Below are 13,944 nucleotides of genomic sequence, written 5' to 3' on the forward strand. Positions count from 1 at the left end.
AATGCGGCACAAGGCATTTGAAACGGAACGGTGATGATGATTACCCCCATTCTCCTTTGCGGGGGCTCCGGCACCCGGCTCTGGCCGCTGTCGCGCAAGAGCTATCCCAAGCAGTTCGCCCCGCTGATCGGGTCGCGGTCCCTGTTCCAGGATGCCGCCCTGCGGCTGTCGGGGGACGGCTTTGCCGCGCCGGTGGTGCTGACCAATGCCGATTTCCGTTTCATCGTCACCGATCAGCTGGCGGACATGGGCATTGCGCCGGGCGCCATCCTGATCGAGCCGCAGGGCCGCAATACCGCGCCGGCGGTGCTGGCGGCGGCGGTTCATCTGGAGCAGACCGATCCCGACGGGCTGATGCTGGTGGCGCCCTCCGATCACGTGGTGCCCGATGCGGATGCGTTCCGCGAAGCGGTCGCCGCGGGGGTCGAGGCGGCGCGCGCGGGCAAGCTGGTCACCTTCGGCATCGCCCCCGACCGGCCCGAAACCGGCTATGGCTATCTGGAGCTCGGCCGGCCGCCGCGGGAGGGCACCGTCGAGGCGATCGACCTGACCGCCTTTGTCGAGAAGCCCGACCGCGCCCGCGCCGAGGCGATGCTGGCGGCCGGGAACTACCTGTGGAACGCAGGGCTCTTTCTGTTCTCCGTCCGGGCGATCATCGGCGCCTTCGAAACACACGCGCCGGGTCTGGTCGCGCCGGTCCGCGCCGCGGTGGCCGAGGGGCAGCGGGATCTGGACTTTCTGCGCCTCGCATCCGGCCCCTGGGCCGAGGCCGAGGACATCTCGATCGACTATGCGGTGATGGAACGCGCCAGCGACATCGCGGCGGTGCCCTATGGGGGGCGCTGGTCCGACCTGGGCGACTGGCACGCGGTCTGGCGCGAGATGGAGCGCGACGGCGACGGTGTCGCGGTCTCGGGGCCGGCCACGGCGATCGACTGCGCCGATACGCTGCTGCGCTCCGAGGACGAGGGGGTGGAACTGGTCGGAATCGGCCTGCAAGGCGTGATCGCGGTTGCCATGCCGGACGCGGTTCTGGTGGCCGATGCCGGGCGCGCGCAGGAGGTGCGGCGCGCGGTGGATGCGCTGAAATCGAGGCAGGCCAAGCAGGCCACGGCCTTTCCCAAGGATCACCGCCCCTGGGGCTGGTTCGAAAGCCTCGTGGTCGGCGACCGGTTCCAGGTCAAGCGGATCGTGGTCCATCCCGGCGCCGCGCTCAGCCTGCAAAGCCACCATCACCGGGCCGAGCACTGGATCGTGGTGCAGGGCACCGCGCGGGTGACGGTGGGCGACGAGGTGAAGCTGGTGACCGAGAACCAGTCGGTCTATGTGCCGCTGGGCGCCGTGCACCGGCTGGAAAATCCCGGCAAGGTGGATATGATCCTGATCGAGGTCCAGACCGGCTCCTACCTGGGCGAGGATGACATCATCCGCTACGAGGACGTCTATTCCCGGACATGAGGGGCCGGCCGGTCACGCGCAGGCGGGGAGGAAAGGGCCGAGAGTGGCAGAGGAAGAACGCGACGAACGGCCGCTGTCCGAGATCGTGCGGGATCTGGAGACCCGCGTGGCCCGGCTCGAGGCGCAACTGCGCCGGGACCGGAGCGAGGAGCGAGCCGAGGACCGGGCCCGGACGTTCCGGGACTTTGCCCTGCAGCTTTACCGGCATGTCGATCAGGTGGCGTTGCACCAGCGCGCCAATTTCGACCGCGAACTGGCCGCGCTGCGGCGCGCCCTGGGCCAGCCGGAGGCCTCGTCCCCTGCCGCGCGGCGGCCCGGCCGGGTGGTGCTGTCCTTCGGCGACGAGATCATCGGATATGGCATCCACGCGGTGCAGAGGACCTCGACCGGCAAGCTGTTCCGCCATGTGCATCCGCGCTGCGGCATCCTGGTGCCGGCGGTGGTGCCGGGGCCCGCGCGGCTGGTGGTGCAGGGGATCCGGCGCAGCCATGACGGCGCGCTGGAGGGGGCGCGCCTGGCCATGAACGGCCAGGCGATCCCGATCCGGCCCTATGTCAATCCGCGCGCGGAAAGCTGGAACATCACCGCCACCGTTCCGGCCGAGGCGCTCAGGCCCGACGGCAACCTGCTGGAGCTGCGCCTGCCCAACGGGCCCGCGCCGGGGGCGACCGGCGCGGCGGCCGAGGCCGCCGTCGGCATTCTCGAGATTTCCCTGGCCGCCGAGGCGGCCCTGCCGGACCCCGATGGCTGAGGCCCGCCCGCCGCTGGTGCACCTGTCGCCGCTGCCGCCGATGCGCAACGGCATCGCCGATTATGCCGCCGCCCTGCTGGCGCGGCTGGCTGCGCATTATCGGCCGATCTGCGTGGTCGAGGATCCGGGCGCGGTCGATGCCGGGCTGGACGGCGTCGGCGAACTCGTGGCGGCCGAGGATTACCTGCGCGACGCCGATCGCTTTGCCGGGATGCGGCATCTGGCACATCTGGGAAACAATCCCGACCACGGCTTCGTTCTGGATGCGCTGCGGCGCAATCCGGGCGTGGTGGTGTTGCACGACCTGACGATCCTGTATCTGCTGCAAAGCCGGCTCCGGCGGCGCGGCGAGGATGCCGCCGCCCTGGCCGGGACGGCGCGGCGCCTTGCCGGAGAGGATGCGGCGCGGCTGGCCGAGGCGGCCTTTGTGGACCGCGTGCCGCTGATGTCGCTGTATGCCGAAGTGCCCGGCCTGGAACTGATGCGGGACGTGGCCACCGCGGTCATCACCCATTCCCGGCAGGGCGAGATCCGGCTGCGGGCTGCGGGCTTTGACGGCGCGGTTTCGGTGATCCCCCATTTCGCCCGCGTTCCGCCCCCGCGGGCGCGGGCCGAAAGCCGGGCCGAATGGCGGCGCCGGCTGGGCCTGCCCGAGCGCGGGTTTCTGCTGGCCTCTCCGGGTTTCGTCAGCCCCAACAAGATCATCGGCGTGGTGCTGCGGGCCCTGGCGCAGCTGCCGCCCGAGGCCGGGGACTGGCGCTATCTCGTGGCCGGCGAGAACCGCGATCCCGGCCTGCGCGGCGCGATCGAGCGGCTCGGTCTCGACAACAGGGTGATGGTTCTGGACTATCTGCCCGAGGCGGCATTCGACGGCGTGCTGGCGGCGGCGGATCTGCTGGTGAATCTGCGCTTTCCCACGTCGGGCGAAGCGTCGGGCACGGTCTGCCGCGCCCTGGCCCATGGCCTGCCCTGCGTTCTGAGCGATCATGGCTGGTATGCCGAACTGCCCGACGATGTGGCCTACAAGATCACGCCGGGCCGCGACGCGGCGGTGGTCGAGGAACTGGCGGCCCTGCTGTGCCTGGCGATGCTCGACCGGCGGGGCAGGGCGGAAAAGGGCCGCCGCGCGGCGGCCTTCGCGGCGGAGATGCTGTCGCCCGTCCGGGCCGCCGCGGGGGTCCGCGCGGCGATCGAGGCCACCCGGGAGCCGGCACGGGGACCTCTGCAAGGGCCACCTCGGCCCTGAGGTCCGGCCTGTCATTTTGCCGACTTGTCAAGCGGCTGGCGATCTGAAACCGTGGGTCGCGCGGAATGGGGCGGCGGCCCGATCGGCGGAGGACATGCGAGGGAGGCGTCTGCCAGATGAGCGAACGGAATACGGTTGACGGGAGCAAGCTGATCGCCGGCTCTCCGCTGGAGTTCTGCACTGTTCTTTATGCCGCCCTGCTGAACCGTTTTCCGGATCGGAAGGCCTGGACCCATTTCCGCTGGCATGTCGGCGACGACCCCGAACGGCGCCTGGCCGAGGTCCGCAAGATCCTGGACTCCGACGAGTTCCGGAAAAAGGGGGGCGTGGAATGCGTCTTCGGTCCGCCGCTGAAGGATCTCTATGACCGGGATCAGAGGATCGACAATTTCCTCTCCTACTGCCTGCCGCTGCTGCCCACGATCTTTCACGACAACAGGGATCTGCTGACCCTCAAGACCCGCGAGATCACCGATCTGCTGCAGGCCATCCTGTCCCGCAGGGAGGGCGGCGGCGATCAGGGGGGCGATTTCCTGTTGTTCGGCTATCTTCTGAGCCAGTTCGCGCCGGCGCCGCCCGAGGCGCTGGAAGACACCCGCAAGACGCTGCAGGAGGAATTCTCCGGGCTGAGCGGCTCGGACCTGGTGGCCAGGTTGACCGAGGTTCTGGCCCGGCAGTCGCAACAGGTCGAGCGCCTTGCCGCCACGGTGCGGCTGCTGGATGCGTTCGAACAACAGCGCGACATCCTGCTGCAGGCCGAGGGGCCGGTGGCGGGCAAGGCTTGGCCGCTGGCCCGCTCGGCAGAGATCCGGGCCACCGACTATCTGCCGCCGGCCGCGGGATTCCACGCGCTACAGTTCACGGCGGGCGGGACGCCCTATCGCTGGTGCGGACCGGAGGGGACGCTGCAATTTGCCGTTCATGTGGATCGCACGCAGGGGGCCAGGCTTCGGCTCGAAATGCGGTTCGCCGTCGAGCCCGAGAATTTCCGGCATGTCGAACTGCTGGACGGCAGACAGCCGGTGCCGGTGGAGATTGCCGCTTCGGGCGAGAGTCGCGCGGTGGTGACCGCCACGCTGCCGCCGCGCGAGGACGAGGGGGGCACATATCTGACCTTCCGCTTTCCCAGGGTCCGCCGGCTGTCGGAAACCGATGAACGCCTGGCCGTGGGGGCCTTTGTCCGCCTGACGGTCACGGCGCTGGACCAGGAGGCAGGCGTGCAATGACGACCCCCCGCATCGCGGCCGCGATCTGCACCTACAACCGGTACGACCTGCTGGGAGAGGCGATCGAATCCTGCCTGAAGCAGGATCTCGACCCGTCCGAATTCGAAATCATCGTCGTTGACAATTCGCCCGATCACGCGGCGGCCGAAAGCTTTGGCCAGGCATATCGGGAACACGCCAACCTGACCTATCTGGTGGAACGGACACCGGGGCTGTCCAATGCGCGCAACGTGGCCGCGCGGAACAGTTCCGCCCCGATCATCGCCTATCTCGACGATGACGCCATTGCCCGGCCCGGCTGGCTGCGGGCCTATCTGGCCGTCTATGACTCCTTCGGCCCGGCGGTCAATGTCGCCGGCGGTCGCATCAATCCGATCTGGGACGTGCCGCGCCCGTCCTGGCTGTCGGATCGCGATCTTGGATATGTTTCCGTGGTGGACTGGGGCGGCAGTGCCCGGATCCTGAAAGAGCACGAGTGGCTGGCCGGGGCCAATATCTCGTTTCGCCGCGCCGCGCTGCTCGAGATCGGGGGGTTCGATACCGGCCTGGGCCGCAAGGGACCCGAGCTCCATCTGCTGAGCAACGAGGAATCGGAGGTCATCGAGCGGCTGACCGAAAATGGCGGGCTGGCGCTCTATGTCCCCCAGGCCGAGGTGGACCACCTGGTCGATCGGCGGCGGCTGACCCAGGAATGGTTCCGGCGCCGCGCCGCGTGGCAGGCGGTGTCCGACTGGGTCGCCGATCCGGCGATGGCCGACCGGGCCGAGGGCGCGCTGAACAAGGCGCTGGACTATCTGCTCAGGCAGCCGCCGCGCTATCGCTCGATCAGCGGCCTGTATCGCGAAATCGACGACCCCGAGGCGTTCCGTGAACAGGTCTATGCGATCTACAACTTCACGATCGCCACCCTGGCGGGGCTGAAGAGCGTGCCATGACAGGAGCCGTCGCCCCCCAGGCCCGCCGCGACCAGTGGCAGGACCGCGTGGTTCTGGTGGTGTCTCCGACCCCGACCCATCCGCAGGATTACGGCAACCGCAAGCGCATCTTTCGCATCTGCCGAATGCTGCAGGATGCCGGCGCCCGGATTCATTTCGTCCACTACGCCTCCGAGGCCGAATGGCGCCGGAAACTGCCGATCCACGCCCAGGCGGCGATGCAGAAGACATGGGACGCCTACTACCTCGTCGCCCCCGGCCGCGATCTGCATTGTGCGCCGGAGGGCACCCATCACCTGATCGACGAATGGTGGGATCCGCAGCTGGAAAAGACCCTGCAATGGCTGGCCGAGCGGATCCGCCCCGATGTCGCCATCGTCAACTACACCTGGTTGTCGGGGGCGCTGGAGCTGATGCCGTCGGGCACGCTGAAGGTGCTGGATACCCACGACAGGTTCTCGGGGCGAAAGGAGATGCTGGAAAGCTATGGCATCGCTCCGGAATTCTTCTACACCACCGAAGAGGAAGAGGCCGAGGCGCTGGCGCGGGCCGACGTCGTCTGGGCGATCAAGGAGGAAGAGCGGCTCCAGTTCGAGGAGATGACCGACCGCCGGGTGATCACGGTGCCGCATGCCGATCCGGCCAGCCCCCTGCCTCTGCGGCCGCTGCCGGCCGATCCTGCGGATTTCGAGATGCGGATCGGCGTGATCGGAGCGCGCAACCAGGTCAATACCCGCAACCTGATCCGGTTCCTGGAGGTGGCGGACAAGGTCTTTCGTGCCCATCTTCCGCCGCTGAAGCTCGTCATCGGGGGCACCGTCTGCGACCTGCTGGAAGGCGTGGATCTGCCCTTTGTGGAAAAGCTGGGCTGGATCGACGACGTGGAGAATTTCTATCGGCAGATCGACGTGGCGCTGGTGCCGATGGAGTTCTCGACCGGTCTGAAGATCAAGGTTTCCGAGGCGCTCAGCCACGGGCTGCCGCTGATCGCCCATGAACATGCCTTCGAAGGCTACCGGCCGTTCCATCCCTGGCATGCCCTGCCCTCCTTCGAGGCGATCGCCGAGGCCTGTGCCGACCTGGCCTTCCAGGGAACGGAGGGGCTCGAGCCCCTGCGCAGGGCCAGTGCGGGCAGCCATCGCGCGGTGGTGCGCGATCTCGAGGCGGGGATCGCGGCGACGGGGGCGGCGATCGCCGCGGCGGCGCCCGCGACGCTGGTGCTGGGGGACCCGGCGATCACCGTCAGGGGGTCGTTCCGCGAACAGCTCGCGCAGGGCATCCTGGGGCGCCTGGCCGAACGCGGCCATCTGCTGCTTTACCTGGACGGGATCGAGGACGTTTCCGGCGCGACCCGGCTGTTTGCCGGCCTGGATCCCTGCCGGATCCATGTCAGCCCCGCCGTCCGCGAGCGGCTGAGCGCGAGCGACATCGCCCGCCTGGAAGACGCCGGCGTCCGCTGGGCGGGGCTGGATCAGGTGATCGCCGGCCATGAGATCCGTCATCTGTGGCTGGACCGGCTGCCGCGGCCGGGCGAGAGACTGGCGCGGCTGCGGGGCGTCGAACGGATCTATCTCAACCTGGCGATGCTGCGGCGGGCCGATGTCGCGGCGGTGCTGGAGGGCGAGGCCGGCGAGCTTCTGACCCCCCTCACCAAGGTCACGCTGGTCGGCGACTGCGATCGCCCGCTGTCTTCGCGGTTGCGGCGCCGGCTGGGGGCGGAACAGGTTCTGGCCGCGCCCCTGGCGGCCACCGGCGATGCGCTGCGCCGCAGCCTGCTGGCCCCGCCCTTTTCCAGCCGCAAGGGCCTGACCGTGATCCTGGAGCACCCATCCGAGGCGATCGTCGAAATGGCGGCCGCGGTGGCGGTCAGCGCCGGGCAGAACCTGGTGAATGTCGTGACCCTGGAGACGGATGAAACCGAGCTGCGAAGCGATCTGCAGGGGGGCGTCCTGCGCCGCCACCTGCCGGGGCATGTGCTCGACCGCGAGGCGCTCAGGCTATTGCGCACGACGCGCCTGACGGCCGGGTTTGCGCCCGAGAGCCTGCGGGCGGGCACGCTTCTGGCTGCTCTCGAGAGCGCGGGGCATGATGTCATGCGGTTCGGCGCCCCGCAGACCCGGACCCTGCTGTCCTGCATGCGCCGGATGCAGGCCCGCCTGATCCGGCCGGGCGAAGACATGCTGCCGGGGCGGCGGCAACATGCGGTATTCTACAGCGAACCCGGCTGGAGGCGGATCCGGGACCACTGGGCCGAGCCGGCGCCATGAGCCCCGCGGCAGGGGCCGCCGCGGGATTCGCGCCGGGGCGGACCGTTTCGCGCCGGCGGCCATGAACCGGAAAGGAAGGACCATGCACACCGTTGGGGAAATGGCGCCGCGCAGCCCGGATTTCTTCTGCATAGGGGCGCAGAAGGCCGGCACCACCTGGCTGTATGAAAACCTGCGCCGCCATCCCGGGATCTGGATGCCGCCGATCAAGGAGTTGCAGTATTTCAACCATGTGCATGTTCCGGGCCATCGGTCATGGACCCAATGGCACCGCGACAGCCATGCCCTGCGCCTGCTCAAGACCCATCTCCAGGCGCCCGATCCGAACCTGCGTTATATCCGCCTTCTGGCCCGGATCACCGACCCGGCGATCGGCGATGACTGGTATCGGTCGATCTTTGCCTTTGCGGAAAACACGACCCTGTGCGGCGAGATGACGCCGGAATATTCGATCCTGCCGGATGAGGGGATCGCGCATCTGCGGGCGGTGGCGCCCACGGCCAGGGCGATCTTCATCATGCGCGACCCGATCGACCGCTGCTGGTCGCATATCCGCATGATTCACCGCAACAACGCCTCGACCGACATGACGCTGGAAGAGGCCGCCCGTTTCGACGATGTCCATGTCCGCGCGGATTATCCGGCCATCATCGACCGCTGGCGCGCGCATCTGGACGCGCGCGATCTGCATCTGTCCTTCTTCGACGATATCGGCACCCGCCCCGCCGCGCTCTTCGGCGAGGTGCTGGAGTTTCTGGGGCTGGATTTCGACGCGGCGATGTTTCCCGAACTGGAAAAGGTGGTGCATCCGGGCCGGCCGCTGGACATCCCCGCCGGTATCCACGACTACATGAGGCAGCGGCTGGAGCCGGTCTATGACGAAATGGCCCGGCGCTTCGGGGGGATCGTGGACACCTGGCGCGCGCGGCATTACGGCTGAGCGCCGCGCTCTCGCCGGTCGGGGGCAGGCTCATCCCCGCGCCAGGGCCTCGATCTCCGCCATGAAGGCGGACGAGATCGTATCGGGGGCGCGGGCGGCCAAGGCCTCCGGCGCGGGCGGCGACGGGGGGGCATCCATCACCCGCGCCATGGCCGCGGCCAGCGCCCCGGCGTCGGCGGAATCGAAGCGGATCGCACCCAGGGCTTCGAGATCCTTCGAGGCGGCGCCTGCGGGCATGATGAAGGGCTTGCGGAAGGTCGCCGCCATCAGCGCCGCGCCGGAATTGAGCGTTTCGCCATAGGGCAGGACCATCGCGTCGGCGGCGCGGTGCAGATACTGGATCTCGTGGTCGTGGATCTTGCGGGTCAGCAGGCGGATGTCGGGCCGTCCGTCCCAGCGATGATACAGCGCGCGCACGGCGTCGTGCTCGACCGGGATGCCGCCCACCACCGCCGCCACGTCGCGGCCCTGCGCCTTCAGCGCGTCCATGGCCTCCAGCAGCGCATCGACACGCTTGTAGCCCTGGATCGAACCGAAATAGCCAAAGACGAACGTATCCGGCGCCAGCCCGAAATGCGCCCGCGCCGCGACCGGGTCGATATCGTCCTGGACCGCCCCGTCATACAGCATGTGCGGCACGGCAAAGGCGGGCGGGGCGGGGCGATCAAAGGCGGTTTCGAGCACGGGCAGGTGATCGGGGTCCATCACATGGATCGCGTCGAATGTGTCGAAGATCCAGCGGCGCAGGCGCAGGAAGGTGTTCGGAAAGCGGTTGCCGTGGGGAAACACGTTGTGCGCCGTCCACAGAAGCCGCGCCCCGGTGCGGTCGCGGAACGCCAGGATCCGGGCGATCGCCTGATCCAGCCGCGCGCCGGCTTCGGCCTCGGTTTCCGCGCCGTTGAATATCCCCGCGAACCAGTGCGCGTGCAGCACCACCGGCCCGGCCCAGCTGACATGTTCCAGCGCATCGGGCAGCGTCACCCCTGCCACCGCCCAGCGATGGCGCGCGGCGGTCTTGTAAAGCAGGATCTGATACTTGTTGGCCCAGGCCGTGGGCATGGCCAGGATCAGCCCCGGCGGCGTTTCGGCGGGGCCGGGCACGGCGCGGTCGATGTCCAGCCACAGCCGCGTCAGGGTCGGTCCGGCATTTTCGGCCGAAAGAACGGGAATGGGCAGCGCCATCAGCCGGCCCTCCGCACTGCGTTGCGTTGCGCGTGAATGTCGCGGGCGGTGGCATAGACCGCGTCATAGCGGCGCGCCACGCTGGCCCAGACCCGTTCGCGCAGCACCCAGTCGCGGGCCGCCGCCGCGCGGGCGGCCAGCGCCGAGCGGTCGGCCAGCGCCGCCGCGATCGCCCCGGCCAGCGCCTCGGCATCGCCCGAGGGGAAGATGCCGGCGCGCTCTTCGCGTTCGCCGGCGATTTCCCGTGCGACGGGGCGGTCCGACATCAGCACCGGCACCTGCTGGGACATCGCTTCGAACGGCTTCAGCGGAGTGACGTAATCCGAGGCGAAATCGGCGATCCGGGGCACGATGAACAGATCGATGGCCCGGTACCAGGCGCGGATCTCGCCGTGATCGACCGGCCCCGGCATGGTGACGCGATCGCCGAGCCGGCGCTGGCGCACCTCTTCGGCCAGTTTCGGCCGTTCCGGCCCGTCGCCGACCATCACCAGGTGCAGGTCATGCCCGGCGGCGACCAGACGGGCAAAGGCCTCCAGCAGCACCCGGTGCCCCTCGCGCAGCGAGAAGTTGGAGATGTAGCCCACCGTGACCGGCCCGGCGAAGCCGTGACGCGCCCGCAGCGCGTCGGCCTCTTGCATCGGGCAGAGCGTTTCGAAGGTCGGCCCGATCGCGTTGGGCACCACGAAAAGCCGGTCGGCCGGCACGCCGCGTTCGCGCAGGTTCGTCTCCATCGCGCGGCTGATGGTGACCACCGCGTCGGCCGCGGCCATGCAGCGGTCTTCCTGCGCCATGCGCAGCCGGGTCAGCCCGTCGCCCAGATGGGTGGCGCTGACCGGCCGCCAGGTATGTTCGTGGAACGATCGCACCTCGTAGACCATCGGCAGACCGTTGGCCTGGGCCAGCGCCAGCCCCTTGAGCGCGTTTTCATAGCCGCGAAAGCCCGAAGCGGCATGGATCAGGGAGGCCCGGTGCGCCCGCAATACGCGATTGTGCAACGCGGTCTCGAAGCGCAGCAGGTCGGTCGCCGGCAGCGCCCTGGGGTCGAGCGCGGAGAAATTCAGGAAATTCACCGAAACCCCGTTGCGTTCGAGACTGACGATCCCGTCGGGACGGCCGGCCATGTCCCCGCGCGGCGCGGCCAGCGGCAGACAGGCCACGGGGCGCAGGCCGGATGCCGCCTGGGACTCGAGGATGCTGGTCGAACGGACCGCGCCGCCGCTGCCTTCTTCGGGACAGATCACCTTGAGCAGGTGCAGAACGGTCCGCGGATCCGCATCGAGCGGCGGTTGCGGGGGCAGCTCCGGCAGCCAGCCGGTATCGAGCTCGGTCAGCTGCCCGGTCAGCGCCTCGGCGCGGCGCAGACGGTCCGCGGCCCGGTCCCCGCCCATCACCCCCAGCGCCCGGCTGATCGTGCGCCAGGCCGGCAGATCCCAGACCGCGCGGGCGATCGTCTCGGCCTGCACAAGGCGCGCACGGTCCATGCGGGAGATGTCGATCGCGTCGAACAGGGTGTGCGGCGCGGCGGGACGGGCAGTCAGCCCTTCCAGCCGGATGCCCGGATCGACATGGTTCGCCACCAGGTAGAACAGTGCACGGGCCGCCCCTTCGGGCGCGCGGAAGGGCTCGCTCAGGCGGGCTTGCGTGGCCCGGTCGTCCTCGGGCATCGGCGTGACCAGCCGATGGCGCCCCAGGGCGGAGGAACTGGAGCAGCCAGGGATGTCCGCCTCCAGCAGCCCGTCCGCGGCGTCGAAGAAGACCGGCAGCAGGAACAGCCGGGCCCGGTCGAGGCGTCCGGCGTCTCGCGACAGGCGGGCTTCGATCGTGACCCATTCCTCGGGCACGACGGTCAGCGCGATCTCGGCCAGAACCGCATCGCCGCGCCGGGCGATGGTGATCCAGGCCGGATCCTGCGGCAGGCGCGCCCGCAACCGGGCAATCTGATCTTCGTCGGGCGCCGACGTGGCGCCCGATGCCGCCCGCAGCCGCGCGCCCCCGGTCCCCGGCGCGGCCGACGCGCCGTTCAGGACGGCAACCGACAGAGCGCCATCGAGCCGGACATCCGCGCCCTCTTCGGCGGGATAGAGAGACCAGATCAGTCTCTGCGTTCCGGTCGGTGGACGGAACCGGACCCGCAGCGGATGCGTGCCCCGGTCGTCGCGGGGCCCGAGCGGATCGGCGGCGATGATGGCGGTATTGTCGTGAAAGCCGTCGCGCCGCAGCCCCTCGGCGGTTGCGATGATCGGCTGCCCGGACCTGTCGAAAAAGCGCAGCCGCAGCCGGGCGAGCGGTTCCTCGGCGCGATCCCCGGCGATCAGGGCACCGGTCAGCGCGACGTGCCCCGCGCCGCGCGGCAGTTCGAGCTCCCCCGTGGCGACGCGGCCTTGCGCGCCGTCATGGGGGTGGATTTCCGCCGCCTCCAGCACCAGCGAATCCCCCCCCGCCCAGGGCAGCAGATCGACATGCATGCGCGCCGCGCCGGGCGGCGCCGCAAAGCCGGTCAGGCCCGTGTTCAGCCGCGCCCCCGCCTCTGCGGACGCGCCGTCGGTTTCGAGATAGCGATAATGCCCGACCGCGTCGGAATGCGGCGTCCCCGCCGGCGGCGGCACGGGATTGCCGCCGGCATCCTCGAAGGCGACCCGCGCCAGCGCGCGGCGCGACACGAAGGGGCCGGCGAAACGGGCCTGAACCACATATTCCGTGCCGGGCGTGACGGCGCAGTCGAGGCGCCGCCACGGGGAGGGGGACGGCGCGGCCCCGCTCCCCTGTCCGGACCGTCCGGGGTGCGTCTCTCTCTGGTAGAGTGCCGTGACGAGGTGGAACAGGCCGATCCGCGTCCCGACCGATACCAGCAGGTAAAGGGTTCCGAAGACGACCCAGGTGCCGGCCGGCACCGGCACCCCGGCAAGCGCGGCACCCGCCGCCGCCGTGACGGCCAGCCCGGCGGCAAGCGCGCCGGTCAGGGCCATCGCCCGGTGCCCGTACTCCTTGAGCGCGATCCGCGGCAGGCCCAGCCACGCCGACAGGCCGCCGCCCACGGCCAGCAGAACAGGCCACACCGGCAGCATGTCTCGCAGGATCCGCCCCGCCGGCACGGGCAGGGCCTGCACGATCAGGGCCAGCCCCAGCGCCACCGGCACGAGCAGCAGGTCCAGGACAAGAAACACCATCGCCTTTCGCTGTCGAGGCAGGTTCTGCAGCACATCTCTTGGCTCCAAGGCGCTTTCCTCCCGCGGTATCGCCAGCCTTGGCGCCACCAACCGCTCAATTCGATTTCTCACGCGGGTTTTATGCCCGTGTTCGGAGGAAAAAAACAGGGCCGGAAACCCGGCCTTGACCGCCCCGTCGCGCCCGGCGGTCACAGCCACAGCAGATCGTCCGCGAATTGCAGGGCCTCGATCCCAACCAACGTGTCCGTTCCATCCCCGGCGGCGGCCAGATGCGTGACGACATGGCCGGTCCCGGTGGGCGTGATCTCATAGGCCGCCCGCACGTCCGAAAAGACGGCAATGTCGGTTCCGCCCCCTCCCGTCAGCAGATCGTTCCCCGCCCCGCCTTCCAGCCGGTCGTCGCCGTCCCGCGCCCAGAACCGGTCATCTCCCGCCCCCCCGCGCAGGACATTCGCGCCATCGGTGCCGACCAGCCAGTCGTTCCACGCCGATCCGGTCGCATTCTCCACCGAGATGTAGCGGTGACCATAGGCGATCCCCGCCTTTCCCCGCCCCAGGTGCAGATCGACTCCCACGGGCTGCGGCGCATCGGCATAGCTGACCGTGTCATAGCCCGCGTCGCCGAAATACCAGTCGCGGCCGGGAGTGGCCACGAACATGTCGTTGCCGCCCCCGCCGCGAAACCCGTTGGCGGCGGCAGAGCCGGTGAAGCGGTCGGCAAAGGCCGAGCCCTCGACCCATTCCACCGAGATGTAGCGATGCTCCGCGG

The 13,944-nt window shown here is 69.6% G+C and carries 9 protein-coding genes and 1 pseudogene; 7 read left to right on the forward strand and 3 right to left on the reverse strand.

Annotation, left to right across the window (positions count from 1 at the left end):
• The first annotated feature begins 36 nt into the window (after nucleotides 1-36).
• The 7 genes from C4S70_RS14830 (at nucleotide 37) to C4S70_RS14855 (ending at nucleotide 8,823) form a co-directional block, all read left to right on the forward strand.
• Complete coding sequence (locus tag C4S70_RS14830) at nucleotides 37-1,458, forward strand: mannose-1-phosphate guanylyltransferase/mannose-6-phosphate isomerase (RefSeq protein ID WP_104008906.1); 1,422 nt, start codon at nucleotides 37-39, stop codon at nucleotides 1,456-1,458.
• Between the two features lie 43 nt (nucleotides 1,459-1,501).
• Nucleotides 1,502-2,209, forward strand: a complete 708-nt coding sequence (locus C4S70_RS18710) for a hypothetical protein (protein WP_160114887.1) — start codon at nucleotides 1,502-1,504, stop codon at nucleotides 2,207-2,209.
• Entirely contained in the window at nucleotides 2,202-3,455 is a 1,254-nt protein-coding gene (locus C4S70_RS14835) for a glycosyltransferase (protein WP_160114888.1), read from the forward strand. The genes C4S70_RS18710 and C4S70_RS14835 overlap by 8 nt, the downstream gene beginning before the upstream one ends.
• A 116-nt stretch (nucleotides 3,456-3,571) precedes the next feature.
• Nucleotides 3,572-4,681 (forward strand): hypothetical protein, encoded by a 1,110-nt coding sequence (locus C4S70_RS14840; protein ID WP_104008895.1) that lies wholly within the window; start codon nucleotides 3,572-3,574, stop codon nucleotides 4,679-4,681.
• Nucleotides 4,678-5,616 carry a glycosyltransferase family 2 protein gene (locus tag C4S70_RS14845; RefSeq protein WP_104008896.1) on the forward strand — a complete coding sequence of 313 codons (939 nt, stop codon included), beginning with the start codon at nucleotides 4,678-4,680 and terminating at the stop codon, nucleotides 5,614-5,616. Before C4S70_RS14840 ends, C4S70_RS14845 begins: the two co-directional genes overlap by 4 nt.
• Nucleotides 5,613-7,883 carry a glycosyltransferase gene (locus tag C4S70_RS14850; protein WP_104008897.1) on the forward strand — a complete coding sequence of 757 codons (2,271 nt, stop codon included), beginning with the start codon at nucleotides 5,613-5,615 and terminating at the stop codon, nucleotides 7,881-7,883. The genes C4S70_RS14845 and C4S70_RS14850 overlap by 4 nt, the downstream gene beginning before the upstream one ends.
• A gap of 82 nt (nucleotides 7,884-7,965) precedes the next feature.
• Nucleotides 7,966-8,823: a sulfotransferase family protein gene (locus C4S70_RS14855; RefSeq protein WP_160114889.1), complete on the forward strand. Its 858-nt coding sequence runs from the start codon at nucleotides 7,966-7,968 to the stop codon at nucleotides 8,821-8,823.
• 30 nt (nucleotides 8,824-8,853) lie between these two features.
• On the opposite strand, the gene C4S70_RS14860 is transcribed toward C4S70_RS14855, so the two are convergent.
• The 3 genes and pseudogenes from C4S70_RS14860 to C4S70_RS14870 form a co-directional block, all read right to left on the reverse strand.
• Nucleotides 8,854-10,005 (reverse strand): glycosyltransferase, encoded by a 1,152-nt coding sequence (locus C4S70_RS14860; RefSeq protein WP_104008899.1) that lies wholly within the window; start codon nucleotides 10,003-10,005, stop codon nucleotides 8,854-8,856.
• Entirely contained in the window at nucleotides 10,005-13,175 is a 3,171-nt protein-coding gene (locus C4S70_RS14865) for a glycosyltransferase (protein WP_146064227.1), read from the reverse strand. Before C4S70_RS14865 ends, C4S70_RS14860 begins: the two co-directional genes overlap by 1 nt.
• A gap of 188 nt (nucleotides 13,176-13,363) precedes the next feature.
• Nucleotides 13,364-13,944, reverse strand: a pseudogene (locus tag C4S70_RS14870) (hypothetical protein); the annotation flags it as partial.

Origin of the sequence: Jhaorihella thermophila (genome assembly GCF_900108275.1) — a bacterium.
GTDB lineage: Bacteria > Pseudomonadota > Alphaproteobacteria > Rhodobacterales > Rhodobacteraceae > Jhaorihella > Jhaorihella thermophila.

Excerpts from the sequence above, each read along its gene's own strand:
- C4S70_RS14830 (WP_104008906.1), top strand. The coding sequence starts at position 37 with ATGATTACCCCCATTCTCCTTTGCGGGGGCTCCGGCACCCGGCTCTGG.
- C4S70_RS14835 (WP_160114888.1), top strand. The coding sequence starts at position 2,202 with ATGGCTGAGGCCCGCCCGCCGCTGGTGCACCTGTCGCCGCTGCCGCCG.
- C4S70_RS14840 (WP_104008895.1), top strand. The coding sequence starts at position 3,572 with ATGAGCGAACGGAATACGGTTGACGGGAGCAAGCTGATCGCCGGCTCT.
- C4S70_RS14845 (WP_104008896.1), top strand. The coding sequence starts at position 4,678 with ATGACGACCCCCCGCATCGCGGCCGCGATCTGCACCTACAACCGGTAC.
- C4S70_RS14850 (WP_104008897.1), top strand. The coding sequence starts at position 5,613 with ATGACAGGAGCCGTCGCCCCCCAGGCCCGCCGCGACCAGTGGCAGGAC.
- C4S70_RS14855 (WP_160114889.1), top strand. The coding sequence starts at position 7,966 with ATGCACACCGTTGGGGAAATGGCGCCGCGCAGCCCGGATTTCTTCTGC.
- C4S70_RS14860 (WP_104008899.1), bottom strand. The coding sequence starts at position 10,005 with ATGGCGCTGCCCATTCCCGTTCTTTCGGCCGAAAATGCCGGACCGACC.
- C4S70_RS14865 (WP_146064227.1), bottom strand. The coding sequence starts at position 13,175 with ATGGTGTTTCTTGTCCTGGACCTGCTGCTCGTGCCGGTGGCGCTGGGG.